Source organism: Allorhizocola rhizosphaerae (genome assembly GCF_003426775.1).
Lineage (GTDB): Bacteria > Actinomycetota > Actinomycetes > Mycobacteriales > Micromonosporaceae > Allorhizocola > Allorhizocola rhizosphaerae.
Genome location: NZ_QJUG01000002.1, coordinates 40,921 through 66,787 on the forward strand (window position 1 = coordinate 40,921; position 25,867 = coordinate 66,787).

Consider the following 25,867-nt stretch of genomic DNA (forward strand, 5'->3'; position numbering starts at 1 on the left):
ACGTTGCCACATGAGGTTGGGTAAGACGTCGGACACCGGGGCGGGCTACGTGCGCGAGATCGTGGACGAGCTCGTGCCGGTCTTCGAGCGGCTGGAGGCCAAGCATCCCGATGCCGACGTGGAGGTGTTCACGTGTTTCCGATGCCTGCCGGATGCGTTGGGGCGCAAGACTCATCGCCGATACGACAAGCGCGACAACGTGCTCTACCTCGATATGACGTTCAGCGAGGACCGATACGTCACACTGTCCAAGGAGGAGCAGCGGCGCGAGCTGAGCCACGAATTCTACGACTATCTCGGCGATAGTTTGCGCAAATATCGGTTCGCGGGGTTGGATGTGGACGCCTTCCTGCTCGACCTGCGGGCAGAGCTCCGCGAGATCGGCTGGCTCAAGGAGCCACGGGAAATCTACCTGTGCGCTGGCGCACAGCGCGACGAATGCGCATGCATCACGTGCATCCTCTACCCCAGCCCATAAAGCATTGCCAGATCAATGAGTTCGACGTCGGGCCGGTGCGCGGCGGAGCGTCGCAGCGCCACGCTGAACCCGGCCCGCCCAAACAGCAACAGCTTCGCCTCGCCCACCCCGATCAGCTCTCGCACATGCTCCAACCGGCGCAGGTGCTCCTCGCCCAGCACCCTGGTCGACGCCTTCGCCTCGCCTATCGCCAGCACCCGATCCGCGCCCGGCCCGCCCAGCACCACAACGTCGAGCTCGTGCCCGCCACGATGCTCGCGGCAGGCAACGGTCGCAGGTCGGATTCCTCTTGGGACACCCCCAATCATCTCACGCGGTGCGTAGCGGAGCGCCCATTCTCGAGAGATGGTCGCGAACGCCGGCCCATAGATCTTGGAGCTGATGGTCTCCTGCACCGACTTCCACACCTCGTTGCCATGACCGCTGACGATCAGTGCCTCGTTGTCCCGGATAATGAGCTCATGGAACCGGATCACCGGCTCGGTGATCCGGTAGATCGGGCGCCGTGCATGAAGCGCATCCTCGACCCGCTCCACTAACTGGATTTCTTCAAGCAAGGCCAATGGGTGGGCGAGTGCGTTGTCCGGACGCCCAAGGCGGCCCGCAATCTCGCTGCGCCGGCCCGCTCCACCCGCGATGGCGCTCAGCACCGAGAAGTACAGTGTGGCGTCGGTCAACTCCGGTTGCTCGTAAAGCAGGGTGTTGCCCTCACGGAAAATCGCTGAGGCAGGATTGAGTAGTCCACGGATCACCCAGTCGTCGAAGTCACGCACGCCCCGCACCGGTCCATGGCTCATGGCTAAGTAGGCGGGTGTCCCGCCGACTAATGCATACACCCGGAAGGCGAGATCTGCGTTGGTGTCTATGCCCCACAGCCGTGCAGCCTCCCGATAGTCCAAAGTAGGCAGGTTGAGCTCCATCGTGGCCCGTCCGCGCAGGGGCGCGGTTCCCAACAGCAGTTTTCGCATCGTTGTCAGCGCGCTGCCACAGAGGATCAGGCGGGTGCGGCTCTGCCGCATTGCCCGGCTTCGCGGGCTCAATGCGATCTGGATGAAGGAGGAAAGCCCCGGTTCGGTCTCGAGCAGATAGGGGAACTCATCCAACACCACCAGAGTCGGCTTGCTGTCCCGCTCACCGAGCCGGAGCAGACCGTCGACCGCTGCCTGCCAGTCGGTAAACGCCCCTACGGTGTCGGTATATGCTTGGTAGGCATGGCTGAGCGTGCGCAGGTTAGCCGGTCCATATCGCTGGGCCGCCGTGAACATGAAGCCATTGGTGGCCTCGCTCAGCAGCTCCAGCATGAACGTCTTGCCTTGGCGGCGCCTGCCGTAGAGCAGCCCTAGGGTCGCGCCGAGGTCGGGCTTTGTGGCGAAGTTGACCAGGGTTTTCCACTCCGAGTCGCGTTCCAGCAGTTCGGACGGCTTTCGATCATGCTGCCTCACTCCATCACATCTCCAGTTATGGTAACTCTACTTGTGATGAAGTGAAAATAGCAGCTACTGGGCCCAGCGGTAGCGGTGTTCGGGGCGGCCCGTGCCGCCGTAGCGCATGCGCACCTCTGCCCGGCCCGTCAGGACCAGATGTTCGAGGTAGCGGCGGGTGCTGACCCGCGACAGGCCGGCGAGCTCGGCGCATTCCGCTGCGGACAGGTCGGTGGCACTCGCCCTGAGGACCCCGGCTACCAGCGCCGCCGTGGTTTCTGTCAGACCCTTTGGCAAGGGGGTACCGGTTGAGGTGCGCAGCGTCCCGAAGAGCTTGTCTACATCGGACTGCGCTGCGGCCTCGCCCCGCGTGCCGAGGTGGTGCACGGCAGTACGGTACCGCTCCAGCCGGTCGCGCAGCGTGTCGAACGTGAACGGCTTGATGATGTATTGCACCACTCCACTGCGCAAAGCCGTGCGGATGGTCTCGACGTCGCGCGCCGCCGTGATGGCGAGGACGTCCACCTCGGACCCGCCGGAACGCAAGCGCCGCAACACCTCAAGCCCTGAGATGTCGGGCAGGTAGATGTCGAGCAGCACCAGGTCGGGCTTTTGCGCGGCGACCGCTTCGAGCGCCGCCTCGCCGGTGTGGGCCATGCCGATCACGGTGAACCCGGGCAGCTTCTCCACGAAACCCTTGTGCACGCGGGCCACCATGAAATCGTCGTCGACGATCAGCACACGGGTCATCGCGCCACCGCCCCCAGCTCGGCTGTGAACGTGGCCCCGTCCACCTTTACCGTGCCACCGCGCGATCGGCAGATCTGCCGCACGAGGGCCAGCCCCAGCCCGCGGTGGCCGCCCGTGCCCTTGGTCGTGAAGCCGCTCGTGAACACCTTGTCGGCCAAGGGCTTCGCGACCCCGTCGCCCGAGTCCCGCACGGTCACGGTCACCGCCGCTCCCGTCTGTCCGATCAGGACGTTGACCCAGCCGCCCGCCTCGACCGCGTCCACCGCGTTGTCGATGAGATTGCCGGCGACGGTGACGAGATCTGACGACAGCACCTCGTCGACCGGGCCGGGCAGGGACGTGGCCGGGTCGAGTTCGAGCCGCACGTGCTGCTCCGCCGCCACGCTCGACTTGGCGACGATGAGCGCGGCCAGCGCCGGGTCGGCGATGCGCGACTGGACCTCCCGGCTCAACGACTCCTGCGCCCGGCTGGCCTGCATGATGAAGTTGACCGCCTCCTCGTAGTGGCCGAGCTGCACCAGGCCCGAGATGGTGTGCAGGCGGTTGGTGAACTCGTGTGCCTGCGCCCGGAGCGTGTCGGTGGCGTGCCGGCTCACGTCCAGTTCCCGCTGCAGCGAGGTGAGCTCGGTCTGGTCCCGCAGGGTCGTGACGGACCCGACCGTCTGGCCGCGCACGAGCACCGGCATCCGGTTGAGCACGAGCACCCGGGAATGGTGCAGGACCACCTCGTCGGCCTGTGCTGACGCGCCGATCAGCATGTCGAGCCCGAGCGCCCGCAACGACGAGCCCACCGGGTTGCGCGGCAGGTCCAGTAGCCGGATGGCCTCGTCGTTGGCCAGCGTCACCCGCCCGCTGGTATCGACTCCCATCAAGCCTTCCTTGATCCCGTGCAGCATGGCCTCGCGGTGCTCGACCAGCCCGGCGATCTCATTGGGCTCCAGGCCCAGCGTCTGCCGCTTGACCCGGCGGGCCAGCAGCAGCGAGCCGGCAACCCCGATGGCCGAGCCCAGCAGCAGATACGTCAGCAGGTTGCGCGTCGAGTTGCTCAGCAGCTCCCACGTCGTCGGGTAGCTCTTGCCCACCGCGACCACGCCCAGCACCCGCCGTCCATTGGCCGCGTCGAGCACGGGTGCGTGCGCGACCAGAGCCCGGTCGATCACGCCCTCCCACGACCGCCCGGTGAGCGCGTCGCTGTCGCCCATTGCGGCCGGTCGGCCCTTGTCGGACCCGTTCAGCAGCATGCCATTGGCGTCGATCAGGAGCACAAAGCTCGGTCCCGACACGGCGCGGTTGGTCTCGGCCAGCGCGGCGAGCGAATCGTGCCAGGCCGCACTGCCGAAGCCTTGGCGCACCGAGTCGTTGGCCGCCAGGGCTTCGGCGGTCGAGCGCAGTCTCTCCCCCTGCTCGCTGCGGAACGCGCTGTCGGCCTCCGCCAGGGACACCGCCGCGACCGCGCCGACCACCAGCACGACGATGCCGAGCTGGAAGAGCAGGAACTGCCGGGCCAGTGAGACCTTCAACATGCCTTCCTCGGGTGGTTACGCTGGGGCGATGCTTCGCCGAACAGTACTCGCCGCTGCCCTGCTGGGTGTAGTGGCGGCCTGCGCGCGGCCACGCTCCGGCGACCTGCGGATCATGGTGCCGAACGCGCCGGGGTCCGGCTACGACATCACCGCGCGGACCATCGCGACCGCGCTCGACAACTCCGGGATCCGGCGCGGTGTCGAGGTGTTCAACCTGCCGGGCGGGCAGGGCGCCGTGGGACTGCAGCGGCTGGTTTATGAGCGCGGCAACGGTACCCTCATGATGCTTATGGGTTTGGGTCTTGTCGGTGCGCAACTGGAGGCCGGCCTGCCGGAAATCACCCCGATCGCCCGCCTGATCTCCGAGCCGGAGATCCTCGTGGTCACGCCCGACTCGCCGCTGCGGACCATCGACGACCTGGTGGCGGCGTGGCAGCGGGATCCGGACAATACGGCCGTCGGGGGAGGTTCCGCTCGGGGCGGGCCGGACCATTTGGCGCCGATGCTCATCGCCAGAGCGATCGGTGTCGAGCCGAAGCGGGTCAACTATCAGCAGTACGACGGCGGCGGAGCGCTGCTGGCGGCGATCCTGTCCCGGCAGGTGACGTTCGCGGTGTCAAGCGTGGGGGAGTGGGCCGGCCAGATCGACAAGGGCCAGCTGCGCGTGCTCGCGGTGACCGGCGACGAGCGCATCACGGGCGTGCGGGCTCCCACCCTGCGGCAGGCGGGCGTCGACGTCGTGTTCGCCAACTGGCGCGGGCTGGTCGCGCCGCCGGGACTGTCCACACACGACAGTTCGGCCTTGGCAGACCTGACGGAGCGGCTGCGCGGCTCGGCCGACTGGCGCGAGGCGATTGCGGGCCATCGATGGAGCGACGCGTACCTGGCGGGCCCCGGCTTCGGCTCCTTCCTGCGCGGCGAGCTGACCCGGGTGAGCCAGGTCCTCGGCGACCTCGGGCTGGGAGTGCCCTCGAACTAGTCTTGGCGCATGTGCACCGTGATCGTCAGCTTCGAGCCGGACTCGCCCACGCCGGTGCTCCTGGTGGGCGTGCGGGACGAGTTCCTGGATCGGCCGTGGGTCCGGCCGGGCCATCACTGGCCGCAGTGGCCCGAGCTGTCCGGCGGGCAGGACCTGCAGGCGGGCGGGACATGGTTGGCGGTCAACGAGGCCGTGCCGCGGGTCGCGTGCGTGCTCAATGGGATTGGCGAGCCGGCGGCCATTCGTCGATCGCGCGGTGAACTGCCGCTGCTCGCCGCGCGGGGCTTGGCGACCGAGGGCACGGGATACGACCCGTACCACCTGGTGGTCGCCTCGCCGCACGAGGTCTGGATGTCCACTTGGGACGGTGCCGAGCTGACGAGGCAGGAGCTCGGGCCGGGCCTGCACTTCATCGTGAACAGCGGGCTCGAAGGCGAGCTGGACTTCCCCGATCGGCGGGGGCGCGACGACATGCTGCGCCGGATCGCCCACTTCCGGCCGCGGCTGGCGTCCGTACCCAGGCCCGACCCGGTCAAGGACGACTGGGGCGACTGGCTGCCGATCGTCGAAGGGGACGGGCTCGAACCGCTCGAACCGCGCGCCATCGTGCTGCGGCGAGAGCTCGCGGACGGGCACTTCTGGGGCACGAGCTCCGTATCGCTGGTGGCCCTCGGCCGCGACACACATCGATACGACTTCATCGATAAGAGTCGCTAGATCGGCGCCGGTTCCACCGGCCGATCCATGTGCCGCAGCCGTTTTGTCGGTGGGGTGGTCTAACATCGAATACGTGTCCGGTCATGTTGATCAAAGGGCAGCTCTTGTCGCGTTGCTGCGTGAGCATGGGACGGGTTGGTCCGATATCGTCCATGACGTTCTCGAGCACGGCGATGCGATGACCGTCTTGGCCGCCAGGGTCGGTGCGGCGGACACCTTGCTGCCCGACGGCGAGGCCGTCGAGCGGGCCCTCGCCGCCGCGTCAGATTTGATCGCCGGCTGGGAGGCGTGCGGCATCGGAGTGCACTCCTTCTTCGATACGACCTACCCGGAGCAGTTGCGGAGCGTCCATCAGATGCCACCGCTGTTGTTCACGCGGGGGGCGCTTAAGCCCGATCCGCGAGCGGTCGCCATCGTGGGGACGCGCCAAGCGTCGGAGGAAGGCAAGCGGGCGGCCGCAAACGCCGCAGCGGCACTGACCGCATCGGGTGTGACGGTCGTGTCCGGCCTGGCCAAGGGAATCGACACCGCGGCACATCAGGCCACGCTGAGGTGCGGTGGCCGCACTGTCGCGGTGATCGGCACCGGCATCGACCGGTTCTACCCGGCGGAGAACGAGGCGCTCCAGCGTCGCATCGCCGCGGAAGGCTTGGTGCTGAGCCAGTTCTGGCCCGGATTCGCACCGACGAGGTTCAGCTTCCCTATGCGCAATGCGGTGATGAGTGGTTATGCGGCCGCAACCGTGGTCATCGAGGCCGCATACCGCAGCGGCGCCAGGATGCAGGCTCGGCTTGCCCTTGAGCACGGTCGGGCCGTGGTGCTTCGTCGCGAACTGCTGGCTCACGACTGGGCCCGCTCCTACGCGCAGCGACCCGGCGTTTACGTGGTGGGCAGCATCTCTGAGTTGCTCACCGTGGTCGACGAGATCATCAATAGCGTTCCCGTGAGCCCGGCGTCGCTTGAGGAGCTTCCCGATTTCGCAGCCGTCTGACCCATGGGCGATCGCTTATGACCATGTTGCCCGCCAGTCCAACTTTCTTAAGAACCCACTTCCGCCGGGTCCGGGGATATGCGTTGTCTGCCGCGGATACACCCGACCGGGCTATAACCGCTGCTTCAAGTGCAACGCCCACCATGGGATGGCCGGGGATAGCGTGGCGGACTTCGTTGTGCCCATTGCCTACAAGATCAATCAGCACTCGCACAATCTCTGGTCCTACAAGGCCGATCCACCTGTCGTGCAGGCTCAGGTAAGCCTCTCGGCGCTCCTGCGGGTCTTCCTTCGGACGCACTATCAGTGCCTGCGGGCAGCAGCGGGCGGCCGTTTCACCACATGGGCTCTCGTCCCAAGCACCAAAGGGCGCAGGGGAGCACACCCCATCGAAAGCCTATGGAATGGAGGCGGGTTGAGCCGTGTCCCGGCCACGGTCAACCCGCGCCACGACCCATCGAGCCGTGACTTCCACGCCGACTGGTTTCGAGTCGACTCGCCTTTGTCGGGTCATCGCACGCTCATCATCGATGACACGTGGACAACCGGAAGCCGCGCTCAATCCCTTGCTTATGCGATCAAACAGGCTGGTGCTGCGTCCGTCGTGACCGTCGTCCTCGGTCGCCACCTGAACCCGGAAACCCGAAACAACGAGGACATCATCAATCGACTTCGGGCTCAGCGACAGTTCCGCATCGAGCGCTGCGTGCTCGATGAAACGTCGAGTGGGCCTAGTCGATCACCTTGAGGAAGGCGTCGGCCAGGACGGCGTGGCCGGGAAGGTTGGGGTGGATGCGGTCGTCCGACCAGTCGGTGGGTTTGGAGGCGGCCAGGACGCGGTCGTAGGCGAGCTGGGTGGGCACGTGCAGTGCGCCGAACTCGCCCGCCAGCCGGGCGACGACCTCGCAGTATTGGTCGGTCATGGCCCGCTGCGGGTCGTTGCTGTCAGGCTCGATGATGTAGGGGTCGGCCAGGATGAGTTTGCAGGCCGTGGTTTCCACCGCCCGGCGCAGCAGGCTGCGATAGGTGTCTTCATATTCTTTGATGGGTACGCCTTCGTGCTCCCGCCCGTCGCTGAAGAAGCGCCACACGTCGTTGATGCCGATCATCACACTGAGCCAGTCGGGCCGGGCCTCGATGACGTCGGTGTCCCAGCGGGCGGCCAGGTGGCGCACGGTGTCGCCGCCGACGCCGTGGTTGGACCAGGTGAGCCCGAGCTCGGGATGGCGGGCGGTGACGAAACTGCGCACGAGGTTGAAGTATCCGTTGCCGAACGGCGGGTCGCCCCACGTCCGGCCGGCGTCGGTGATGCTGTCGCCGATGAACACAACCCGTTGACCCGCTTGGAAAATCATGCTTACACACCCTCCGGGTAGGACCACACCGCAACGTCGCGTGGATCAAGCTTAGCCGTGCCGATGAGCGGTGTTCCGCCCGGTGGAACGGCGACGGTCACCCGCTCACCGGAGTGGTTGAGCAGGAACAGATGCCGGCCGCGCCGGATCGCCTGCACGCCCTCGGGCAGGCCGGTCAGCACCGGCTGGACTCCGGCCTCGGCGCACGCGTTGTCCAGCAGCGTGCGCATCAGGCTTGGGGAAGGGCGGGTGGCTACATACCACGCGAGTCCTGCGCCATGGGCGTGCCGGGTCACCGCGGGCCGCCCGTCGTCGAACGTCGCGACCACGTCCGCGCCCTCAAGCGTGAGCCATTCCGACCATAGCGATGCCGTGTCACGCGTCCCGTTGAACGAGAGCATCGTTGGTTCGGACAACGGCCAGAACTCGTCCACGCGCAGGCCGAGCACCTCGCGCAGCGGCGCGGGATAGCCACCGGGATGAACCCGATCGTGCGCGTCGACAATGCCCGAGAAGTAGGACACCAGCAGGTGCCCTCCATTGTGGACATAGCGGGTCAGCGCGCTTCCGTCGTGCAGCAGATAGAGATTGGGCACCACCACCAGCTTGTAGCCGGACAGGTCCGCTGACGGGTGCACGACATCGCACGTCACATTGGCGTCGAACAGCGGCTCGTAGTGTGCCATCAGCGTCTCGAACAGGTCGATGCGGGCCGGATGCGCGTCGCCCTCGACCGCGTGCCAGTTGTCCCAGTCGTGCAACACCGCGACATCGGCCCGGATCCGCCCGCCGCCTTCGACAAGGGTGAGTTCCTGCCCCAGCGCCCGGATCTCCTCATACACACGGGTCTGCGTCCCGCCGTGCGGGACCATCGCCGAGTGGAACCGCTCCGCCCCGCCCAGCGACTGCCGCCATTGGAAGAACATCACCGCGTCGGCCCCCTGCGCCACGGCCTGCCAGCTCCACAGCCGCATCGTCCCGGGTGGCTTGGGCACGTTGTGCTCGCGCCAGTTGACCGCGCTCGGCGCCTGCTCCATCAACAGCCACGGCTGCCCGCCCCGGGCGGACCGCACCAGGTCGTATCCGAGTGCGGCCTCCTTGTGTGCCCGCCCCGACACCGGATCGGGGTAGCTGTCGAGGCTGACGACATCCTGTTCCAACGCCCATTTGAACGAGTCGATCGGCTTGTGCACCAGCCCGATGAAGTTCGTCGTCACGGGCTTGTCCGAAAACCGGCGCACGATCTCCCGCTCGGCCCGATAGCACTCGAGGAGAGCGTCGTCGCTGAACCGCGCGAAGTCCAGCCGCTGCCCCGGGTTGAGCAACGTCGGCGCCGTCCGCGGCGGGTGAATCTCCGCCCAGTCGCTGTAGCGCTGCGACCAGAAGCTGGTCGCCCAGGCCCGGTTCAGCTCGTCGATCGTGCCGTAGCGAGCACGCAGCCAGCGCCGGAAATCCTCCGCCGACACGTCGCAGAAGCATTGGCGCACATGGCATCCGAACTCGTTGCCGATGTGCCAGATGGTCAGCGCGGGATGGCCGGAATAGCGCGCCGCCACCTGTTCCACCAGCCGGGCCGCGTAATCCCGGTAGACCGGGCTCGACGGGCAGTAGTGCTGGCGCGAGCCGGGCCACAGGATCGTGCCATCCTCCTGCCGCGGGAGCACCTCGGGATGCCGGTGCGACAACCAAGGCGGGGGAGAGGCGGTCATCGTGGCCAGGCTCGCCCCGATCCCGTTGTCCGCGAAGTTGTCCATCACGCGGTCGAACCAGCCGAAGTCGAACTCGCCGGGCCGCGGTTCGACGCTCGCCCATGAGAAGATGCCGACCGACATCAGGTTGACGCCCGCCCGCCGCATGAGCGCCATGTCTTCGGTCCACACCTCGGGGCCCCACTGCTCCGGGTTGTAGTCGCCGCCGTACCAGATAGTCATTATGCTCCAAACGTGGGACATGGGATGTCCCTGCACGAAGCTAGAGTGACATCCAAACATGCGTCAAGCGGAGGTTCGATGGCCAAGGCTACGGTCCAGGATCGCATCGTCGACCTGATCCATGAGCGCGGGCTGCTTCCGGGCGCGCCCATGCCCACCGAGCCGCAGCTGATGGACCTGCTCGGGGCCAGCCGCAACAGCGTGCGTGAGGCCGTCCGTGCCCTGCAGGCACTGGGCATCGTCGAGATCCGGCACGGCTTCGGGACCTTCGTGGGGCGGGCCTCCCTCGACGTGATGAGCCCATCGCTGCGCTTTCGCATCCGCTCGGGTCCGTCCGGTGGCATCCACGCCCTGCGCGACCTGGTCGAGGTGCGCGAGCTGCTTGAGGTCGGCCTCATCGCGCGCGTCGCCGGCTCGACCACCCCCGCGCGACTGTCGGCATTGGACGCTCTGGTGACGGCGATGCGGACCGACCTGGAGGCCGACCGGGCGTTCCACGCGCTGCTCTACGAGTCGTGCGGCAACGAGCTCGTGCTGCAGCTGATCGATCTTTTTTGGATTGTGTACCACGACGTGGAGGCGCTGCTCGGGGCGCCGTCCGAGGGCAACGAGCAGATCGTGGCCAACCACCGGCGCATCGTCGACGCGCTGCGCCGCAGCGATTCCGACGCCGCCCAGCAGGCGATGCGCAACCACTTCCGCGACGTCAAGGCCCGCGTCGCCCGCGCGGAAAACAAGGCTGAGCAAGCCGGCTAGCCGGCGGAGACGATCGGGCGCACCTCGACCAGCCCATGCCCCGCTTCGGGGATGCGCGCCGCGTATTCGATCGCCCGATCCGCCTCGCACTCGACCACAAAAAACCCGGCCAGATATTCCTTCGCCTCCGCGAACGGCCCGTCGGTCACCACGGCCGAGCCATCGTCCTCCGTCGTCACGACCTTGCCCCGCGACGGGTCGGCCAGCCCTTGCACCAGCACGAGCTCCTCGGCCGCGGCCATGTCGGCCATCAGCGACCGATGCGCCGCCCAGCCCTCGGCCCGCTGCTCGTCGGTGAAGCCCTCCCAAATCTCCCGCGACTTCGGGTTGCTATAAATCATGATGAGGTACCGCATACAGCCTCCAAGATTTTTTGCCGATCATGTCGAGACGGGCCGCCCGGCTCCGACCCCTCCTCGAAGGCACGATGCACGAGAAGGGATTTTCGATGAGCAAGCTCATGGTCTGCAACCACGTGACGCTCGACGGGGTCATGCAGGCGCCCGCCGCGCCCGACGAGGATCGCAGCGGCGGATTCGCTCACGGCGGCTGGGCCATGTCGCGCAATGACGAGGTGATGGGCCGCTTCATGGGCGAGAAGATGGCCGGCGGCGAGGGCACGCTGCTGCTCGGGCGGCGCACCTACGAAAACATGGCCGCGTTTTGGCCGCGCCAGGGCGACGACAACCCCTATGCCGCGGTCATCAACCGCACCCGCAAATATGTCGTCTCGCGCACGTCGACCGGCCCGCTGGAGTGGCACAATTCCGTGCTGCTCGAAGGCGACGTGGCCGAGGCGGTCCGCGAGCTCAAGCAGACCACCGATCTGACCGTGCTCGGCAGCGGCAATCTCATCCAGACACTGCTGCGCCACGGGCTCGTGGACGGATACCTCCTCCTCATCCACCCGCTCGTGCTCGGCACGGGCAAGCGGCTGTTCCCCGACGGCGTCCCGGCGGACGCATTGCGCCTCACCGATTCTGTGACCACCACGACGGGCGTGATCATCGCGGTCTACGAGGACGAGCGTGGCGCGGTAGGCTGACTGCCCATGACGGGGAGATTCAAAAGCACGCATGCGGTCGTGTTGGGCATGGCACTTGTCGTGCTCAGCATCACCGGTGCGGGAGTGTTGATGCTGCGCGGAAACGGCGGCTCGGCGGCCAACACGTTCGTGGCAGCGGAGTCGCCCGTGCCCAGTGTGGCGCCGTCGCCGGAGTTCACGCCCACGCCCACGCCCTCACCGAGCCCGACCCCGTCACCTTCCGCGTCGCGATCGCCTTCGCCCAAACCGAAGCCGAGCCGCAAGCCGACCACGAGCCCGGTGCCCGCCCCGCCCGCACCCCCGGCCGAGCCCAGCGGATGCGCCCCGCACTACGAGGGCACCAACGCGCCGCGCGAGCAGGTCGGTGCGGCCCTGTCGGCGGCTGCGGCCAAACGGTTCTGGACCGTCTCCAACGTCACGCTTCCGGAAAATCTCATCAAGGCGGTGGCCGAGCAGGAGAGCGGATGGCAGTCGGCGATCGTGTCGTGCGTGGGCGCGATCGGCGCGATGCAGGTGTTGCCCTCGACAGCCGATTGGATGAACCGCCGATTTGGTACCGGTTACAGCGTGCGTGAGGTCTCCGGCAACGCGATGCTGGGCAGTGCATACCTGCAGTGGCTCATCAAATACTTCGCCGACAGCTACTTCGACAGCGACTACGCGCTACGCGCGTCGCACTGCTCGCAGGATCCGGCGGTCCCCGACCACCGTGAGTGGTGCCTGCTCAACGCCGTGATCTCGGCGTACAACATCGGGCACGGCGCGGTGGACAAATCGGCGACCGATGACGTGCCCGGATATTTCACCAACCACGCTTATATCGAAAACGTCCGCGCGCTGGCGTCCAGGTTCTAGAAGCGGTGTGGGGCGCGCGGCAGCTGCGCGCCCCACACCCGGGGTGTTTCTCGACCGCCGCGGCGTGCGGCGGTCGAGAAACACCCGGACCGATCAGGCGATCGACTCCAACGGCAACCGCAAGCCGAGGCGTCCGCCGATCGGGAGATTGTGTGTGCGGATGAGGTCGAGCTCGGTCGGGTGCAGCGCGCGGCGATAGACCCGGACCTCGTCGAGTGCGCCGAGGAGGCGGTCCACGCCGTCGATGCGCTGTCCGATGTGGATGCCGTGCACGCCGAACTCCTTGCCCGCGGTGACTGAGCCGGGCGGGACCGAGGTGGCGCCCACCTCCACGCCGTCCACGCTGAGCACGAAACGACCGTTCGCGCGCTGTAGCACGACATGGTGCCACTGTCCGTCGTTGTAGGACCGTGTGGATTGGACGGAGACGTTGAACCGGTCCACCATGATGAGCGCGCGGATGCGGTTGCTCGCGGGTTCGGCGCGCAGCCAGATTTGCGGCGTCGTCCCCGAACCAACGCGATATGCCCACAGGATGGCATGGGAGCCCGAGGTCGCCGAATAGCGCAACCACGTCATCATCGTGAAGTCATCGCCCGCGACGTCGATCGACTCGTCGAACGGGACCTCGATCCGGTCGTCGACGCGGTCGAACGCCATCCCCTTGCCGAACCGCCCGTCCACCAGCGACGCCCCGCCGCGCACATAGGCGGGAGTGCGGCTGTGCGAAGGTGTCGTGGGCCCGGGCTCCGGTGGAGCGGGGATGCCGGGCGGCGTTGCGTTGGGCGTCTTCAGGTAGGCATCGTTGAAGCGCGCGAAACGAATCGACTCGTAGGGCGAGGCGTTGCCGGCCTCATAGAGCAGCCCGGTCAAACCGCCGATCGCGACCAGATCGGAGTATGCCGTTGGGCCCCAATGGATTACCTTGCCCTCCTGCCACGTCTCCCACGTGCGCCCGTCATCCCACGACGATCGGACGCTCATCACTTCGCGGGCCACGGGATGCGCGGGCGAAGACAGGAGCACCCGATTGCCGACCTTCAGTGTGGACGCCTGCACGTCGGGCATTTCCAGTCCGCGCACTATCCTGAACGGAGCGTCGAACGTGAGCCCGCCGTCGCTGCTGACGGCGTAGGCGCGGTGGCCCGGGTCGGTGCCGCGCTCCCGCGCCAGCGCATAGACCGCGCCGTCCGAGCGCTCGAAGACGGTCACCTCCTGCGCGATGATCGTGCCATCGTCGACCTGCGCGCTGGCGCCCACCCGCCAGGTCAGCCCGGCGTCATCGCTGACCAGCAGGTGCGTACCGTACACGTGCCGCGTGCCGTCGAACGATTCGTGTGATGCGCCCACGACGAGCCGCCCGTTGCGCAGCTGGATGCCGTGCATGGGACCCGTTGCGTACCAATGGTTCCAGCTCAGGTCCTTGGCGATCTCGCGCGGCGCCGACCAAGTGGCACCGTGGTCGTCGCTGTGCAGCACCCACGGGTCGCGGTCGCACCCGTTGGGGCACGGTTCCGGTCCGTTGCGCGTCGTCACGAGCACGACCCGGCCGCTTGCCTCGTCGACGATCGGCACGGGATTGCCATGCGTCGAGCCGTTTCCGGGATCGACCACCTGAACCGGTCCCCAGGTGCGACCGCCGTCGGTCGAGCGCTTCATCACCAGGTCGATGTCGCCGTCGTCGCCGCAGTCGACGACGCGGCCCTCGGCGAACGCGAGCAGATCCCCGTTGCCCGCCTTGACGATTGCCGGGATGCGGAAGCAGAAGTAGCCCGCTTCCCTTTGCTTGAACAGTGTTTGCTCTTCGAAGATGGGGCCTGAATCCACGGCCACAGGATTGAGGAGGGTCACCGCGAGGACGGTCGCGAGGAGGTTCATGCCGGGGATACTACGTGGGACGTGGGATGTCCTCAAGACGCTTGAGCCGGTTTCGCACCCCGTCGAAGTGCGCCCGCATCGCCGCGACGGCCGCGACCCGGTCGCCGGCCATCACCGCCTCGTAGATGTCCCGATGTTTCTTGGCGACCACGACCGGACCCTCGTCGGGTGTGCCCAGCGTGTCCCGCAGCTGGTGGTAGACATCCCAGAACGCGCCAAGCAGACTACCGACGAGCGGATTGCCCAGCGGCCGATAAAGCACCTCGTGGAACAGTTTGTCGGTCTCCGGCGACACGGGTCCGACTCGTGCCTCGGCCTCCATCCGCTCGATCACCAGCGCGGTCTCGCGGTCCTCGCAGCCGCGCTCGATGAGCAACTCCACCAGCCCGCATTCGAGCAGCTCGCGGATCTCGATCAGGTCGCTCAGGTGGGAGCGCAGGTCCATCCGCCCATGGAACGCGAGCTCGTCGACCAGCCCGTTGAACGACATGCGCCCGACGAACATGCCGAACCCGTGCCGGATGTCCACGATCCCGACCGCCTGCAGCGACTTGAGCGCCTCGCGCACCGAGTTGCGCCCGATGCCCAGGGTGTCCATGAGCTCGGCCTCGGTGGGCAGGGGATCGCCCGCCACCAGGCCCCGCTGCAGGATGATGTTCTTGACTGCCTCCTGCACCTCCGCTGAGCGGGTCAAACGTCGGTTTTGAAACACCATGGACATCTCCTGGTCATCAGGCCTTGACCCGAGGCATGATCGCCCCTAGCCTCAACACCCTAGGACATCGGACGTGGGACGTCCAACGGTGTTAACTAGCAGCGGTTCGGGCCGGATCGCTCCGCGCCCGGCCCGAACCGCGCAAGAGCACGGCTTCGCCTGAAGGAACCAGAGCCTTCGGGGCGTAGTCGGCGGGCAGGGTTGGGATCGCTTCGCTTCCGGCCCGAACCGCGCAAGAGCACGGCTTCGCCTGAAGGAACCAACCTTCAGGACTCACCCTCGATAAGGAGGCACCGTTGAACGCCTTCGATAGACGCGATTTCTTGCGATACAGCGGCACGCTCGGCGCGGCGGCGGCCATCACCGCCACGCTCAACGCGTGCAGCGGTCCCGCCTCCACCACGACCACCGGTGCGGGCGGCGACAAGGATCTCGTCACGGCCGTCATCGGATACGGCAACAACCAGAGCTGGGACCCGACGATGACGGCGTCGGCGTTCTCGATGGCCGCCAACAACCACATCTACGAGGGCCTGATCGACACCGACCCGATCACGCGTGAGCCCTATCCGGCCCTGGCCACGGCGCTGCCCGGCGACACGAGCGCGACGTCGTGGAAGTTCAGCCTGCGCCAGGGCGCCAAGTGGCACGACGGCAAGCCGGTCACGGTCGACGACGTGCTGTTCACGTTCCAGCGCGTGCTCGACCCGCAGGCCAACACGCTCGTGCGCTCGTTCTTCGCGTCGTGGCTCAAGGAGGTCCGCGCGGCCGGTGACAGCGCGGTGGAGCTCGTGTTCCACTTCCCGTTCCCGGACGCGCTGCAGCGCCTGACGATCGCCAAAATCATGCCCAAGCACGTGTTCGGCGCGTCCGGCGGATGGGACGAGGCCAAGGGCGGCAAGGCGGTGGGCTCGGGCCCGTACAAGCAGACCGCGCACAACCCGAAGTCCAACACCACGTTCGAGGCGTTCGCCGACTACAACGGTCCGCGCAAGCCAGCAATCAAGAAGATGAACTGGCTGTCCATTGTGGACGCCCCGGCCCGCGTCGCGAAGATCTCCGGTGGCAGCGCGGAGGCACAGATCGCGGACAACGTGCCCTACGCCAACATCGACGCGCTGCGCAAGCAGGGCCTCACGGTCGAGGGCGGCAAGGGCATGAACCACATGTTCCTCATGTTCAATACGGCCAACAAGCCGTTCGACGACGTGCGAGTCCGCCAGGCACTGCTCTACGCCATCGATACCAAGAAAATGATTGAGGTCGCGCTGAAGGGGCACGGCAGCCCGTCGACCAGCTTCCTCAACGAGCAGAACCCGTCCTATGCCAAGGCCAAGACGGTGTACGACTACAACCCCGACAAGGCCAAGCAGCTGCTCGCGGCCGCGGGAGTGTCCAATCTGTCCATCACGCTGATGGCCGTCAACGTGAGCTGGATCGCCGACTGCCTGCCCACCATCGCCAACTCCTGGGAGGCGATCGGGATCAAAACCACGCTGGAGCCACAGGACACGAGCGCGCTGTTCACCAAGATGGACCAGTCGCAGTCGTATCAGGTGGTCGCGGCCGCGTCGAACCCCAACCAGTTCGGCCTCGACGCCGACCTGATCCTGCGCTACAACTACACATCCGGCGGCACGTGGATGAAATACACCAAGTGGGATGGCAGCCCGGAGGCCAAAAACCTCTTCCAGCTCATGGACGCGGCGACGCGGGAGCCCAGCCCGGCCAAGAAACTCGCGCTGGTACACCAATATCTGGACATCATCGCCGAGCAGGCGGTGCTCTATCCGGTGGTGCACACCGAGTTGATGACCGCTTGGGACGCCAAGAAGCTGACCGGTGTGAGACCGCAGGCCTACCCTGGCATCACCTTGTTGCAGGCTAAGAGGTCGTAAATGGTTGTTGTCGTCAGGATGCTGGTGCGCCGGCTCCTCCTGTTGGTGCCACTGCTGCTCGGCGTCATCCTGTTCGTCTTCATCATCATGCGGTTCTCCAACAACAAACCGGAGTACGCATACTTCCAGGGGGCGAACCCGACGCAGGAACAGATCAGGCAGTTCCAGGAGGAAAACGGCCTGCTCGACCCGCTGCCCGTGCGCTACGTGCGGTTCGTCGGCGATCTCGTGCAGGGCGACATGGGCACCAGCGTGCTGACGAAGGCACCGGTGTTGGACTCGGTGCTCACGGCCATGCCGCTGACGCTGCAACTGACGTTCATGGGGCTGGCGATCGCGATCGTGCTGGCGCTGGTCTTCGGGATCATCGCCGCGCTGTTCCGCGATCGCTGGCCCGATCAGGTGATCCGCCTGGTGTCGCTGATCGGGGTCGCCGCGCCCGCCTTCTGGTTGGCGCTGTTGATGATTCAGTGGCTGGCCGTGGATCGCGGCTGGTTCCCGACGGGGGGTTACATCAACCCGGCCGACTCGCTGGGCGGCTGGTTCAACTCGATGATCCTGCCTGCCCTGTCGCTGTCGTTGCCCGTTGCGGCGCAACTGACCCGCATCATCCGCACCTCGATGGTCGAAGAGCTCGACAAAGACTATGTGCGCACAGCGATCGGCAGCGGCCTGCCGCCGATCGTCGTGGTGGGGCGCAACGTGTTGCGTAACGCGCTCATCAATCCCTTGACGGTGCTGGGTTTGCGGATCGGCTACCTGCTCGGCGGGGCGGTGGTCATCGAACAGATCTATTCACTGCCCGGCATGGGGACGTTGATGATCAATGCGGTACGGGATGGCGATCCGGCGGTGGTGCAGGGCGTGGTGCTCACCATCGCGACCGGATTCGTGGTGGTGAACTTCCTCGTCGACGTGCTCTATTTGCTGGTCAACCCGCGGTTGAGGGCGGCGTCATGAAGCTTTCGTCAAAGGTGTCGCTCGCGGTGCTCCTGCTCGTCGCGCTGGCCGCTGTGCTGTCGCCGTGGATCGCGCCCGACTCGCCCTACGTGCAGCACGCCGCCGGGGGCGGGCCCAGCGCCGAACACTGGATGGGGCTCGACAGCTCCAACCGCGACATCTTCACCCGGCTGCTTTACGGGGCGCGGTGGTCGCTCCTGATCGGGCTCGGCGCGACCGCGATCGCGCTCGTGGTCGGAGCCGTGATCGGTGCCATCGCGGCCACCTCCCGACCGTCGATCGACGAGGGCATCATGCGGGTGCTCGACGTCATCATGGCGTTCCCGGGCATCGCGCTCGCGGCGGTGCTCGTGGCGGTGTTCGGGGGCAGCGTCCCGGTGCTGGTGCTCGCGATCGCGTTCCTCTACATGCCGTCGATCGCCCGCGTGGTCCGGGCCAACGTGATCGCGCAATACAGCGAAGACTACGTGGCGGCCGAGAAGGTGATCGGCGCCCGCGTGCCGCACATCATCATCAAGCACGTCGCCGTCAACTGCGCCGCGCCGATTCTGGTGTTCTGCACGGTGATGGTCGCCGACGCGATCGTGTTCGAGGCGTCGCTGTCGTTCATCGGCGCGGGCGTGCGCCCGCCCGACCCGTCGTGGGGCAGCGTCATCGCCGACGGGCGCAACATGGTGCTGCTGGGCGGCTGGTGGGCCACGGTGTTCCCGGGCCTGCTGATCCTGCTCACCGTGCTGGCGCTCAACATCCTGTCGGAGGGCGTGTCCGACGCTTGGGCGGCGCCAAGCGCGAGGCGAGCGCCGGCCTCGGTGTCCAAACAGGACCGTGTGGAGCGCGCCGAGCTGGTCGAGCTGCCTGGACTGGCCGAAGCGGCACGCCGGCTCGCCGAACGGGCGCGGCCGCTGCCCACGGGCGAGCCCGTGCTGTCGGTGAAGGAGCTCGCGATCGGGTTCGACGGGCAGCACGGCGGCGTCGACATCGTCGACCGGGTGTCGTTCGAGGTGCGGCCGGGCGAGGTGCTCGGCCTGGTGGGCGAGTCCGGGTGCGGCAAGTCGCTGACCGCGCTGACCATCATGGGGCTGCAGCCGCGCGACGCCCGCGTCCGCGGGCGGATCCGGTTCGCCGGCAGGGATCTGCTCGCACTGTCCAAAGGGGAGCGGCGGCGGCTGCTCGGGCACGACATGGCCATGGTCTACCAGGACGCGCTGTCCTCGCTCAACCCGGCCATGACGATCCGCGCGCAGCTGAAACAGCTGATCCGGCGCGGCGGCAAGCGCACGGCGGTCGAGCTGCTCGAAATGGTCGGGCTCGACCCGGCGCGCACGCTGTCCTCGTATCCGCACGAGCTGTCCGGCGGGCAGCGGCAGCGGGTGCTCATCGCGATGGCGCTGTCGCGCAATCCCAAGCTCATCGTGGCCGACGAGCCCACGACCGCGCTCGACGTGACGGTGCAGGCCCAGGTGATCGAGCTGCTGCTGCGGCTGCGGGCCGAGCTCGGGTTCGCGCTGATCCTCGTGTCGCACGATCTGGCGCTCGTCGCCGACATCACCGACCGGGTGGTCGTGATGTATGGCGGGCAGATCGTCGAAACCGGTGTCACCGCAACGGTCGTCGGGTCGCCACGGCACCACTACGCTCGCGGGCTGCTCGGCTCGGTGCTCTCGCTGGAGGCGGGCGCGGCCCGGCTGACCCAGATCCGCGGTGTCGTGCCCTCGCCCGCCGACTTCCCGGCCGGCTGCCGCTTCGCCGACCGCTGCCCGGCGGCCACGGACATCTGCCTGACCGATCCGCCCGTGCTGCGGGGCGAGGCCGGTCGGCACGAGTTCGCCTGCCACCACCCCGCGGAGGTGAAGACGTATGAGCCTGCTTGAGCTCAAGGATGTGCACGTGGTGCACAAGGCGCGGTCGGGTGGGCTGTTCCGGCGCGACCGGGTTTACGCGCTCACCGGGGCCGATCTGACGGTCGCCAAGGGTGAGACCGTGGGCATCGTCGGCGAGTCGGGTTGTGGCAAGTCGACGCTGGCAAAAGTCATTGTAGGGCTGCAGAAGCCGACGCAAGGGACCGTCGCCTATGGAGGGTCGCATGTGGGCATGGTGTTCCAGGACCCGTCCACCGCGATGAACCGGCGCCTGCCCATCCGCCAGATCCTGCGCGACCCGCTCGACGTGCACAAGCGCGGGACGATGGCGCAGCGGGAGGCTCGCGTGCGTGAGCTGCTCGACCTGGTCGGCCTTCCGGCGAGCGTGGCCGACGTGCTCCCCGGGCAGGTGTCCGGCGGGCAGCGGCAGCGGGTCGCGATCGCGCGGGCCCTGGCGTTGGAGCCCGAACTGGTCGTGGCCGACGAGCCGACGAGCGCACTGGACGTGTCCGTCCGGGCCCAGATCCTCAACCTGTTGCAGGACCTGAAGGAGCGGCTCGGGCTGGCGATGGTGTTCGTGTCGCACGACATCCAGACCGTGCGGCGGATGAGCGACCGGGTCGTCACCATGTATCTCGGCCGGATCGTGGAGCAGGCCCCGGCACTGGCCGTGCCCGACGCGACACGGCATCCATACACGCGCGCGCTGTTCTCGGCCACACCCGGGCTGCTGCACCCGATCGACCCCATCCCGCTGAGCGGACCCGTCCCATCGGCGACCCACCCGCCCAGCGGCTGCCCGTTTCGGACCAGATGCTGGCGCGCCGACGATGTCTGCGCGACCGAGATGCCCCCGACGGCGGGGGACGGCGGTCACGAATTCCGTTGCTACCACCCGATTTCCCGTGGAGAAGACCTATGACGACCGCCTCGCTGACCGGAGTCATCCCGCCGGTCTGCACGCCGCTGACACCCGAGTTCGAAGTGGACGTCAAGTCGCTGACCCGGCTCGTCGACCACCTGCTGGACGGCGCGGTGGATGGGCTGTTCGTGCTCGGCTCGTCTTCGGAGGCGGCGTTCCTGCCGGATGCGCATCGCCGGGTCGTGGTGGACACGGTGGTGCGGCACGTGGCGGGGCAGGTGCCGGTGGTCGCGGGTGCCATCGACATGACCGCGCTGCGCGTCGCCGACCACGCGCGGACCGCGGTCGCGGCGGGGGCGGACGGGATCGTGGTGACGGCCCCGTTTTACACGCGCACGCACCCGGCCGAAATCGAGGTGCACTTCCGGACGATCGCGGCGGCTGCGGCCGTACCAATATATGCTTATGACTTGCCGGTATCGGTCCACAGCAAGCTTCCCGGGGAGCTGTTGTTGCGATTGGGGGCCGAGGGCGTCCTCGCCGGGCTCAAAGACTCCAGCGGAGACGAGGGCGGGTTCAGGTCGGTCATTCTCGGCAAGCGGGATCGCGGGCTGGCGTTCAGCGTGCTGACCGGTTCTGAGCTCACCGTCGACTCGGCGCTGTGGATGGGCGCCGACGGGGTCGTGCCGGGACTGGGCAATGTGGACCCGCACGGCTATGTCCGGCTGTTCCGGGCCGCGCGCAGCGGCGACTGGGCGGCTGCACGGGCCGAGCAGGAGCGCCTCGTCCGCCTGTTCACCCTGGTCGGCGTCGGCGGCCCGCACATGGGCCGGGGCTCCTCGGCGCTCGGCGCGTTCAAGGCCGCGCTCTATCTGCGCGGAATTATCGACTACCCGACAACGGCCGTGCCTCAGATTCCGCTCGACGCGGACGAAATCGCCCAGGTCGGCAAGCATTTGGCGGATGCACAACTCCTCTGATGCGCAACTAACGATCAGGTGCGATGATGGGAGCCCTTCGAACCCCTCGGCACTAAGGAGCGCAAACATGGTCGAAGGTGAGGGCGGCGGGGCGAAAGTCCTGCGCGGCCTTTTGATCGCGGCGCTGATCGTCATCGGGATCGTGCTGCTCGTCGTGTTCTGGCGGCAGGTCCTCGACGCCGGCGAGGCGACCTTCAACTACATCTCGGATCGCTTCCCGACAGAGGCCGGCCAACAGGCGACGGTCATCATCTACCTGGTGGTCGCGGGGATCCTCGGCATCCTGTTCTCCAAGGCGGGCCATTTCACGGCATACGGGATCGCCATCGGGCTGGGCACGTTGCTATGGTTCCTGTTCTGGGAGGGCTTCCCGGCCATCGGCCTGTCGCCCAGCTGGGCGGAGAGCGCGGGCCTCGGCCACCTACCCCCGTCGATCGTCATCCTGTGGGCGGTCGTGGGCGCGGCCGTCATCACACTGGTGTTCGTGCCGCTGGAGGTCTGGGAAAAATTCCGTAAGCGCAAGCGTAGCCTGAGCGCCGAGCAATAACGCCGGCGCCGAACCAAAGCCCAATCCCGGCAGTGCCACCGCTATGGCACTGCCGGATTCTTCTTATCTGGTACCGGTTTCGTTGCGCGGGCCACGCTGGAGTCCTGACGACTGGTCACACTGGACAGTCGTGTCGGCCGGTGGTAGCGGTCGCTGGTCAGTTGGTGGGAGGGCCTTTATGATCTGGGTGCGCTGGTCGGGCCGGGTGCCATGTCGTGCGAGCCACAGGAAGAGGCAGTTGCGGGCTTCCCGAGCCACGGTGGCCAGCGCTCGGACGAGCAGGGTCGTGGTGGCCAGTGCGGCCAGTGCGAGGCTCAGGGTGCTGGATGCCATGCTGCTTATGGGAGCACCTAGCTGGGCCGTGGGGCCGCTGCCGCGCATCCACCCCGTATGGATTCGGTCCACCCGGGGTGGACCTGACTGTCTCACGGATGAGCGCGGATGCCTCTAATGTGGCGCGGGTGGACGAATGGCAGAGCAATCACTGGAAGGCCCCTCCCCGCACCTCGGATGCCTGGCCGTATTCCCCCGACATCGCTGTGTTCGAAGCAACAAGTTCGGGGCCGGAACGTGACACCGATGTGGGCTGATCTGGACCAAATGCGAGGGCTGCGTCGCCGCGGACTGAGGCCGGCTGCTCGAACCCAGGCCAGAAGCAGCGGGCTGTCGATCGTGCACGCGCCGGTCGGCACGCCAACTGCGGGCTAGGCTCGGTAGCGTCACGCGTCACTGATCGATGACGTACCCCACCACCAAGACGGCGCGTTGGGCTATCACCGCCCTGCTGTCGGCGTCTCTGGCCGCAACGGTCGCGGTCTGGCCCCGCACGGGATCGCGGGCAGCCGCCCGGCCGAGGAAGCTAATCTAAATCCACCGCATTCGCAGAGTTAGTCTAAGCAAATTTGCATGGATGGATCAGACCTACCTTGCGAAGCGCTGGTCAGCCGACTGGCTCTTCGCAACCCTCGTCCGGATCGGACATCCGTAGCCTTCAAGCCGACCTCCCATGACCCTTGCTTTCACTCCACGAGGGCCTAAAGGGTCGGCGCGGGGATGGGCCCGGCCCACCAAGGCGCTCTCCCCTGGCGGGCTGGGCGGCGTGATCGGTTCCAGAACCCACACCGGCAACGCACCCCATGACACAAACTCTTGCCTCACAAAAAAGTTCCGCATCACCTTCGCGCGAGGCGGGTCCAGAGGGCGGTGGCGAGCCAGAGGCAGCCGGCGGCCATGAGCACGCCGTGGGCGATGCGGGCCGCGGGTGGGGCGAAGAACTGCGGCAGGAAGAGGACGAAGCCGAGCGCGAACGGTATGGCGGACAAGCGCGGAAGTTCGCCGGAACGCCAGACCGCGACGGCCGCAAGCACGGCGCCGATGCCGAGAGTGATCAGGCCGATGGCGAACATGGTGGCGGCGACGGTGTTGTAGCGGAACGCTTCGGCGATCCCCACGAGGTCGGCTCCCGGGCTGTGTGCGACGGCGTAGAGCCCGAAATCCTCGGCGCCATAATAGGGCAGGGTCAGGCCAGCACCGATCCACGTGACGACGGCCGCCGCGAGCCCGAGCCGGAACCGGTGCAGCGCAAGCAACCCCAGCGGCACGAGGACGAAGCCGAGCATGGCGAACAGGTGCGAGGCGACCCACGCGCCAGACCCGATCGAAGCGCGTGCACCCTCCAAAGTAGACTCGTCGTGCCACGGCCGGAACACCGGATAGAGCAGGAACAGCACTCCGGCCGCGGCCAGGGCGACGGACGCGAAGCGGTAACGTTGAATCACCTTATTTTCTCCTTGGGCAGGCTCGCGACGAACATGTCGATGAGCTGTTGATAGGTGTCGTCGAGCCTTTCGGGCAGGCCGAAGCCACCGGCCGCCTCCAGTGAGGCGAAGCCGTGCATGATGACCCGCATGCAGCGCGTGGCATGCACCGCAGCCGCGCCGCGCAGGCCGTAACCGCGCAGCACCGCGAGTAACACGTTTATCAGCTTGGCGCCCGCGTCTGCCGTGAGCGGATGGTGCAGCGCGTCGAGCGGCATCAGCGCGTATCGGTGCGGATGCTTGACCACATAGGATCGCCCAGTCTGCAGCAGCGCCGACACGGCCTCGTCGCGGCTGAGGCCCATCACCGCGTCGGTCAGCTCCTGGGCGAGCTCGGACATCACCCGCGCGCCGGCGAGCGCGCGCAGCTCGGCCAGGCCCGCGACGTGCTTGTAGAGCGACGGCGTCGCCACACCCGTGCGGGCGGCCACCGATGCCAGCGTGAGCGCCCCATGTCCTTGCGCATCAACGATTTCCAGTGCCGCATCGATGACCGCCGACGGCGACAACCCTGCCCTAGGACTCATAGCCTAAAAGCTAACATCATTAGCCTGTACGGGTCAAGGCCGCTACGACAGCGCGATCGGCTCCCAGGAGAAGACGGTGGGCGTGCGGGGGTCAACGGTGACGCGCAGCCACGCGGTGGCCGTGTCGCCGAACGTTTCCAGGCGGGTCAGGTTGGGCACGCCGGCGTAGCCGGGCTCGACCTCGTACACGTGCTCGTCGCCGTGGGCCAGGATCACGGGCTTGCCGAAAGCCGTGGCACGCGAAGCGATTCTGGCTCGGATGTCGGCGAAGCCCGGCGTGCCCAACGGCTCGGCCTGCATGAGCAGGAACACGCCGGCCGCCTTCGCCGCAGAGGCTGTGGCGAACGCGGCATCGATCCAGTCGAGCGAGGCCGCCTTGCGCGCCTCGAACTCTGCCAACCGAAGGTCGGGCCGGTCACCGCCGGGCAGCTGCGCCCATGGGGCGAGGTCGTTCTCGCTGCCGACGACGTGGACGGTGGCGAACACGACACGGCTGCGCACGAACATCACGTTTTCGATGTACGGGCGGTGACGCGGGTCGAGCGACTGCGGCACGACCGGCATCGGGCGGCCGCCGGTGGTCCAACCCGGGTTGGGGAAGAACACGCGGCGCACGGCTTCGAGACGCTCGGTGGGAAGGTATCCTCCGGCCGCCGTGCGGTGGCAATCGGTCCATTCGTTGTCGCCCGGCGTGAGCACGAACGGGTCTTCGAAGGTGTTGTACAGCGTGGCCAGATCGGCGAACCGGGCATCGTCGCATGTGGACGATCCGTTCTTGATGTCGCCCGCGTGCAGCACGATGCGTACCTTATTGTCGGCGTTGACGGCCGCAACGAGCTGCGGAAAGACGGCCCGCTGCGCGTCGCCGTAGGGCGTGTCGCCGAGCAGCGCGAAGGTGATGGCTGACGCGGAGGGCGGGGCCGATGCGTTGGCTGCGGCGGGGGCCAAGACAAGTGCGGCGGTCAGGCCGGTCGCGATGAGTCGAAGTCTCATGCGGCGATTGTTGGCATGCCGAGCTGACCG

Annotated in this window: 26 protein-coding genes; 14 read left to right on the top strand and 12 right to left on the bottom strand. The window is 67.2% G+C overall.

Going from position 1 to position 25,867, the window contains the following annotated elements:
* Positions 1-10 precede the first annotated feature (10 nt).
* Complete coding sequence (locus tag DM816_RS00645; protein ID WP_117208046.1) at positions 11-478, top strand: hypothetical protein; 468 nt, start codon at positions 11-13, stop codon at positions 476-478.
* Here DM816_RS00645 and DM816_RS00650 read toward each other — a convergent pair.
* From DM816_RS00650 to DM816_RS00660, 3 genes are read right to left on the bottom strand one after another with little or no spacing between them, the layout of a single operon-like run.
* Complete coding sequence (locus DM816_RS00650) at positions 463-1,920, bottom strand: AAA family ATPase (RefSeq protein WP_117208047.1); 1,458 nt, start codon at positions 1,918-1,920, stop codon at positions 463-465. The two genes, DM816_RS00645 and DM816_RS00650, sit on opposite strands and share 16 nt — an antisense overlap.
* A 54-nt stretch (positions 1,921-1,974) precedes the next feature.
* Positions 1,975-2,649 (bottom strand): response regulator, encoded by a 675-nt coding sequence (locus DM816_RS00655; RefSeq protein WP_117208048.1) that lies wholly within the window; start codon positions 2,647-2,649, stop codon positions 1,975-1,977.
* Complete coding sequence (locus DM816_RS00660) at positions 2,646-4,172, bottom strand: sensor histidine kinase (protein ID WP_117208049.1); 1,527 nt, start codon at positions 4,170-4,172, stop codon at positions 2,646-2,648. The genes DM816_RS00655 and DM816_RS00660 overlap by 4 nt, the downstream gene beginning before the upstream one ends.
* Before the next feature lie 28 nt (positions 4,173-4,200).
* Between DM816_RS00660 and DM816_RS00665 the strand changes: the two genes are divergently transcribed.
* The 4 genes from DM816_RS00665 to DM816_RS44110 all read left to right on the top strand — a co-directional run bounded on the left by DM816_RS00665 (position 4,201) and on the right by DM816_RS44110 (position 7,607).
* Entirely contained in the window at positions 4,201-5,151 is a 951-nt protein-coding gene (locus tag DM816_RS00665; RefSeq protein WP_117208050.1) for a Bug family tripartite tricarboxylate transporter substrate binding protein, read from the top strand.
* Between the two features lie 9 nt (positions 5,152-5,160).
* Positions 5,161-5,868: an NRDE family protein gene (locus DM816_RS00670; protein ID WP_117208051.1), complete on the top strand. Its 708-nt coding sequence runs from the start codon at positions 5,161-5,163 to the stop codon at positions 5,866-5,868.
* Positions 5,869-5,941: 73 nt separating this feature from the next.
* Positions 5,942-6,859, top strand: coding sequence for a DNA-processing protein DprA (locus tag DM816_RS00675; protein ID WP_246001386.1), 918 nt, complete (start codon positions 5,942-5,944; stop codon positions 6,857-6,859).
* 163 nt (positions 6,860-7,022) lie between these two features.
* Positions 7,023-7,607 carry a phosphoribosyltransferase gene (locus DM816_RS44110; protein WP_246001387.1) on the top strand — a complete coding sequence of 195 codons (585 nt, stop codon included), beginning with the start codon at positions 7,023-7,025 and terminating at the stop codon, positions 7,605-7,607.
* Here the strand turns inward: DM816_RS44110 and DM816_RS00685 are convergent.
* Positions 7,591-8,214, bottom strand: a complete 624-nt coding sequence (locus DM816_RS00685; protein ID WP_117208052.1) for an SGNH/GDSL hydrolase family protein — start codon at positions 8,212-8,214, stop codon at positions 7,591-7,593. The two genes, DM816_RS44110 and DM816_RS00685, sit on opposite strands and share 17 nt — an antisense overlap.
* 2 nt (positions 8,215-8,216) lie before the next feature.
* On the bottom strand, positions 8,217-10,145 hold the full coding sequence (locus DM816_RS00690) for a beta-galactosidase (protein ID WP_117208053.1): 1,929 nt from the start codon (positions 10,143-10,145) through the stop codon (positions 8,217-8,219).
* Between the two features lie 78 nt (positions 10,146-10,223).
* Here DM816_RS00690 and DM816_RS00695 point away from each other — a divergent pair, with 78 nt between their 5' ends.
* Positions 10,224-10,901 (top strand): FadR/GntR family transcriptional regulator, encoded by a 678-nt coding sequence (locus DM816_RS00695; protein WP_117208054.1) that lies wholly within the window; start codon positions 10,224-10,226, stop codon positions 10,899-10,901.
* Here DM816_RS00695 and DM816_RS00700 read toward each other — a convergent pair.
* Positions 10,898-11,257 carry a YciI family protein gene (locus DM816_RS00700; protein WP_117208055.1) on the bottom strand — a complete coding sequence of 120 codons (360 nt, stop codon included), beginning with the start codon at positions 11,255-11,257 and terminating at the stop codon, positions 10,898-10,900. The two genes, DM816_RS00695 and DM816_RS00700, sit on opposite strands and share 4 nt — an antisense overlap.
* Positions 11,258-11,349: 92 nt before the next feature.
* Here DM816_RS00700 and DM816_RS00705 point away from each other — a divergent pair, with 92 nt between their 5' ends.
* Positions 11,350-11,946 carry a dihydrofolate reductase family protein gene (locus tag DM816_RS00705; protein ID WP_117208100.1) on the top strand — a complete coding sequence of 199 codons (597 nt, stop codon included), beginning with the start codon at positions 11,350-11,352 and terminating at the stop codon, positions 11,944-11,946.
* Between the two features lie 6 nt (positions 11,947-11,952).
* Positions 11,953-12,801: a lytic transglycosylase domain-containing protein gene (locus DM816_RS00710; protein ID WP_246001389.1), complete on the top strand. Its 849-nt coding sequence runs from the start codon at positions 11,953-11,955 to the stop codon at positions 12,799-12,801.
* A 93-nt stretch (positions 12,802-12,894) separates the two neighbouring features.
* Here DM816_RS00710 and DM816_RS00715 read toward each other — a convergent pair whose 3' ends face one another.
* A complete protein-coding gene (locus DM816_RS00715) occupies positions 12,895-14,679 on the bottom strand; it encodes a sialidase family protein (RefSeq protein WP_117208056.1) in 1,785 nt (594 codons plus the stop codon).
* A 10-nt stretch (positions 14,680-14,689) separates the two neighbouring features.
* Positions 14,690-15,373, bottom strand: coding sequence for a FadR/GntR family transcriptional regulator (locus DM816_RS00720; RefSeq protein WP_162906965.1), 684 nt, complete (start codon positions 15,371-15,373; stop codon positions 14,690-14,692).
* A 317-nt stretch (positions 15,374-15,690) separates the two neighbouring features.
* Here DM816_RS00720 and DM816_RS00725 point away from each other — a divergent pair, with 317 nt between their 5' ends.
* The 6 genes from DM816_RS00725 (at position 15,691) to DM816_RS00750 (ending at position 22,500) form a co-directional block, all read left to right on the top strand.
* The gene (locus DM816_RS00725) at positions 15,691-17,292 is read left to right on the top strand and encodes an ABC transporter substrate-binding protein (RefSeq protein ID WP_117208058.1); all 1,602 of its coding nucleotides are present in this window, start codon (positions 15,691-15,693) and stop codon (positions 17,290-17,292) included.
* Positions 17,293-18,252: an ABC transporter permease gene (locus DM816_RS00730; RefSeq protein WP_117208059.1), complete on the top strand. Its 960-nt coding sequence runs from the start codon at positions 17,293-17,295 to the stop codon at positions 18,250-18,252.
* A complete protein-coding gene (locus DM816_RS00735; protein WP_117208060.1) occupies positions 18,249-20,123 on the top strand; it encodes a dipeptide/oligopeptide/nickel ABC transporter permease/ATP-binding protein in 1,875 nt (624 codons plus the stop codon). Before DM816_RS00730 ends, DM816_RS00735 begins: the two co-directional genes overlap by 4 nt.
* Positions 20,110-21,033, top strand: coding sequence for an oligopeptide/dipeptide ABC transporter ATP-binding protein (locus DM816_RS00740; RefSeq protein WP_117208061.1), 924 nt, complete (start codon positions 20,110-20,112; stop codon positions 21,031-21,033). The genes DM816_RS00735 and DM816_RS00740 overlap by 14 nt, the downstream gene beginning before the upstream one ends.
* Positions 21,030-21,953, top strand: a complete 924-nt coding sequence (locus DM816_RS00745; protein ID WP_117208062.1) for a dihydrodipicolinate synthase family protein — start codon at positions 21,030-21,032, stop codon at positions 21,951-21,953. Before DM816_RS00740 ends, DM816_RS00745 begins: the two co-directional genes overlap by 4 nt.
* Before the next feature lie 67 nt (positions 21,954-22,020).
* On the top strand, positions 22,021-22,500 hold the full coding sequence (locus DM816_RS00750; RefSeq protein ID WP_117208063.1) for a hypothetical protein: 480 nt from the start codon (positions 22,021-22,023) through the stop codon (positions 22,498-22,500).
* 63 nt (positions 22,501-22,563) lie between these two features.
* On the opposite strand, the gene DM816_RS42045 is transcribed toward DM816_RS00750, so the two are convergent.
* The 4 genes from DM816_RS42045 to DM816_RS00765 all read right to left on the bottom strand — a co-directional run bounded on the left by DM816_RS42045 (position 22,564) and on the right by DM816_RS00765 (position 25,837).
* Positions 22,564-22,833, bottom strand: a complete 270-nt coding sequence (locus DM816_RS42045; protein WP_162906966.1) for a hypothetical protein — start codon at positions 22,831-22,833, stop codon at positions 22,564-22,566.
* An 839-nt stretch (positions 22,834-23,672) separates the two neighbouring features.
* Positions 23,673-24,278, bottom strand: coding sequence for a hypothetical protein (locus DM816_RS00755; protein ID WP_117208064.1), 606 nt, complete (start codon positions 24,276-24,278; stop codon positions 23,673-23,675).
* The gene (locus DM816_RS00760) at positions 24,275-24,844 is read right to left on the bottom strand and encodes a TetR/AcrR family transcriptional regulator (RefSeq protein WP_117208065.1); all 570 of its coding nucleotides are present in this window, start codon (positions 24,842-24,844) and stop codon (positions 24,275-24,277) included. Before DM816_RS00760 ends, DM816_RS00755 begins: the two co-directional genes overlap by 4 nt.
* 42 nt (positions 24,845-24,886) lie before the next feature.
* A complete protein-coding gene (locus DM816_RS00765; RefSeq protein WP_211588493.1) occupies positions 24,887-25,837 on the bottom strand; it encodes a metallophosphoesterase in 951 nt (316 codons plus the stop codon).
* Positions 25,838-25,867: the final 30 nt, after the last annotated feature.

What these genes read in the sequence shown, in the direction of transcription:
- DM816_RS00765 (WP_211588493.1), bottom strand. Translation starts at nt 25,837, where the DNA reads ATGAGACTTCGACTCATCGCGACCGGCCTGACCGCCGCACTTGTCTTG.
- DM816_RS00710 (WP_246001389.1), top strand. Translation starts at nt 11,953, where the DNA reads ATGACGGGGAGATTCAAAAGCACGCATGCGGTCGTGTTGGGCATGGCA.
- DM816_RS00655 (WP_117208048.1), bottom strand. Translation starts at nt 2,649, where the DNA reads ATGACCCGTGTGCTGATCGTCGACGACGATTTCATGGTGGCCCGCGTG.
- DM816_RS00690 (WP_117208053.1), bottom strand. Translation starts at nt 10,145, where the DNA reads ATGACTATCTGGTACGGCGGCGACTACAACCCGGAGCAGTGGGGCCCC.
- DM816_RS00750 (WP_117208063.1), top strand. Translation starts at nt 22,021, where the DNA reads ATGGTCGAAGGTGAGGGCGGCGGGGCGAAAGTCCTGCGCGGCCTTTTG.
- DM816_RS00665 (WP_117208050.1), top strand. Translation starts at nt 4,201, where the DNA reads ATGCTTCGCCGAACAGTACTCGCCGCTGCCCTGCTGGGTGTAGTGGCG.
- DM816_RS00730 (WP_117208059.1), top strand. Translation starts at nt 17,293, where the DNA reads ATGGTTGTTGTCGTCAGGATGCTGGTGCGCCGGCTCCTCCTGTTGGTG.
- DM816_RS00645 (WP_117208046.1), top strand. Translation starts at nt 11, where the DNA reads ATGAGGTTGGGTAAGACGTCGGACACCGGGGCGGGCTACGTGCGCGAG.
- DM816_RS00660 (WP_117208049.1), bottom strand. Translation starts at nt 4,172, where the DNA reads ATGTTGAAGGTCTCACTGGCCCGGCAGTTCCTGCTCTTCCAGCTCGGC.
- DM816_RS00735 (WP_117208060.1), top strand. Translation starts at nt 18,249, where the DNA reads ATGAAGCTTTCGTCAAAGGTGTCGCTCGCGGTGCTCCTGCTCGTCGCG.
- DM816_RS00700 (WP_117208055.1), bottom strand. Translation starts at nt 11,257, where the DNA reads ATGCGGTACCTCATCATGATTTATAGCAACCCGAAGTCGCGGGAGATT.
- DM816_RS42045 (WP_162906966.1), bottom strand. Translation starts at nt 22,833, where the DNA reads ATGGCATCCAGCACCCTGAGCCTCGCACTGGCCGCACTGGCCACCACG.
- DM816_RS00705 (WP_117208100.1), top strand. Translation starts at nt 11,350, where the DNA reads ATGAGCAAGCTCATGGTCTGCAACCACGTGACGCTCGACGGGGTCATG.
- DM816_RS00695 (WP_117208054.1), top strand. Translation starts at nt 10,224, where the DNA reads ATGGCCAAGGCTACGGTCCAGGATCGCATCGTCGACCTGATCCATGAG.
- DM816_RS00760 (WP_117208065.1), bottom strand. Translation starts at nt 24,844, where the DNA reads ATGAGTCCTAGGGCAGGGTTGTCGCCGTCGGCGGTCATCGATGCGGCA.
- DM816_RS00670 (WP_117208051.1), top strand. Translation starts at nt 5,161, where the DNA reads ATGTGCACCGTGATCGTCAGCTTCGAGCCGGACTCGCCCACGCCGGTG.
- DM816_RS00685 (WP_117208052.1), bottom strand. Translation starts at nt 8,214, where the DNA reads ATGATTTTCCAAGCGGGTCAACGGGTTGTGTTCATCGGCGACAGCATC.
- DM816_RS00715 (WP_117208056.1), bottom strand. Translation starts at nt 14,679, where the DNA reads ATGAACCTCCTCGCGACCGTCCTCGCGGTGACCCTCCTCAATCCTGTG.
- DM816_RS00745 (WP_117208062.1), top strand. Translation starts at nt 21,030, where the DNA reads ATGACGACCGCCTCGCTGACCGGAGTCATCCCGCCGGTCTGCACGCCG.
- DM816_RS00740 (WP_117208061.1), top strand. Translation starts at nt 20,110, where the DNA reads ATGAGCCTGCTTGAGCTCAAGGATGTGCACGTGGTGCACAAGGCGCGG.